This is a genomic window from Gilliamella sp. Pas-s95 (assembly GCF_009795795.1).
Lineage (GTDB): Bacteria > Pseudomonadota > Gammaproteobacteria > Enterobacterales > Orbaceae > Gilliamella > Gilliamella bombicola.
Window position 1 is genome coordinate 1 of record NZ_WTFC01000063.1, and the last position, 1,779, is coordinate 1,779.

Genomic DNA, 1,779 nt, shown 5'->3' on the forward strand with positions numbered 1-1,779 from the left:
CAATCGCGATGGCAGACGGCTTACGTTTTGCGATTCGTGAAGGTGGTCGTACTGTTGGTGCTGGTGTTGTTGCTAAAGTTATTAAATAATTGAATTAAGCCTTAGCGGCAATAGAAAGGGTATCATTCGATGCCCTTTCTTATCTAGTCTGTTTAGCAAAATGTTTTTATTAAAAGAGCATTTTGGAAAATAGATATTATTATAAATAACATAATATAGGTTTTATATGCTAGTAAGTAACGAGAGTCAAAATACAAATACTATTCTAGACAAATTGAAATGGGGTTTAGTTCTAGTATTGATTGCGTTTATTGTTTGGGGAAATTTTTATTTTTCTCAACCTAACGATATATATCAACCTAATACAATCGTTCGGATTATTATAGTTGTTGTTGTTTCGCTATTAACTCTGTTTATTGCGATCACAACAAACAAAGGAAAGTTATTTTTATCATTTCTAAATGAATCTAGAAAAGAGTTAAGAAAAGTTGTATGGCCAACTCGTAAAGAAACAACACAGACAACTTTACTTATTGCAGCTATCACAGTTATTGTTGGTTTAGCGCTTTGGGGAATGGATTCTTTATTCCGTTCAATAATCTTTTATTTAACATCAATAGGGCGTTAATATGAGCGAATCACAACAAAAACGGTGGTATGTCATTCAAGCTTATTCTGGTTACGAAGCGCGTGTTGCACAATCATTACGTGAATATATCAAATTGCATAATATGGAAGATGCATTTGGTGAAGTATTAGTGCCAACGGAAGAAGTCGTTGAAATGAAAAGTGGTCAACGTCGTAAAAGTGAACGAAAATTTTTCCCTGGTTATGTATTAGTTGAAATGATGATGAATGATGCAACTTGGCATTTAGTGAAAAGTGTGCCAAGAACAATGGGCTTTATTGGTGGTACTTCTGATAGACCAGCACCTATTAGCCAACGCGAAGTTGATGCTATCATGAACCGTTTGCAACAAGTTGGTGATAAACCGCGTCCTAAAACCTTGTTTGAGCCAGGTGAACTTGTTCGTGTTAACGAAGGTCCATTTGCTGACTTTAACGGCGTTGTTGAAGAAGTTGACTATGAAAAAAGCCGCTTAAAAGTATCCGTTTCTATTTTTGGACGTTCAACGCCTGTAGAGCTTGATTTTAGTCAAGTGGAGAAAAGCTAATCTTTTGATATAGTTTTTTCACTGAATTAGCAGTATCTTTTACAAAACCACAAGAGTCTATCTTGTGGTTTTTCTTTTATAAAATAAATATAATGCCTTTCGAGAATTTGAGAATAATAGTTCTGTTTCTAATATATTTAATCAAAGTGAGTCGCCAAGGTAGATAAAACCACTATCGGATCATAATTTAACTTATTATTAATATAATACAGGCAATCTATTCTTTTTTAGATTTTTTTATTCTTTTACCCATATCAAAGTGATATCCCAACCAATAGTTAGGCCAACGTGCTTCGATTGCTATATTATTAACTATTAAAGCAACCATGACTAATAAAACCGAACCTATAAGTACTGGTGTTATCAAGAATGAATAGTCAGTAATTCCGGACATCATGATTAGAATAGGGTTTGCACCAGCTGGAGCGTGAACTACACGTAGTAACTGCATCAATGCGATAGATGTCCCAACTGCTAATGCTATCGGTATAATTCCATTACTAAATAAATTAATGAACAACCTAGATTACACCATGAAGTGCAATTTTTCTTAGCTCCTTTGAATAAAAGGAGGCAGGGCTTTTAAACTTATGCCGTTTTCTTG

Annotated in this window: 3 protein-coding genes and 1 pseudogene; 3 read left to right on the forward strand and 1 reads right to left on the reverse strand. The window is 34.3% G+C overall.

Going from position 1 to position 1,779, the window contains the following annotated elements:
- The 3 genes and pseudogenes from GQ598_RS10820 to nusG form a co-directional block, all read left to right on the forward strand.
- Positions 1 to 89: pseudogene (locus GQ598_RS10820) on the forward strand (elongation factor Tu); the annotation flags it as partial.
- Between the two features lie 137 nt (positions 90 to 226).
- Entirely contained in the window at positions 227 to 628 is a 402-nt protein-coding gene (gene secE / locus GQ598_RS10825; protein WP_160404122.1) for a preprotein translocase subunit SecE, read from the forward strand.
- Between the two features lies 1 nt (position 629).
- Complete coding sequence (gene nusG, locus GQ598_RS10830) at positions 630 to 1,175, forward strand: transcription termination/antitermination protein NusG (RefSeq protein WP_160404123.1); 546 nt, start codon at positions 630 to 632, stop codon at positions 1,173 to 1,175.
- Positions 1,176 to 1,392: 217 nt separating this feature from the next.
- On the opposite strand, the gene GQ598_RS10835 is transcribed toward nusG, so the two are convergent.
- Positions 1,393 to 1,695 carry an HPP family protein gene (locus GQ598_RS10835; RefSeq protein ID WP_160404124.1) on the reverse strand — a complete coding sequence of 101 codons (303 nt, stop codon included), beginning with the start codon at positions 1,693 to 1,695 and terminating at the stop codon, positions 1,393 to 1,395.
- Between the last annotated feature and the right edge of the window lie 84 nt (positions 1,696 to 1,779).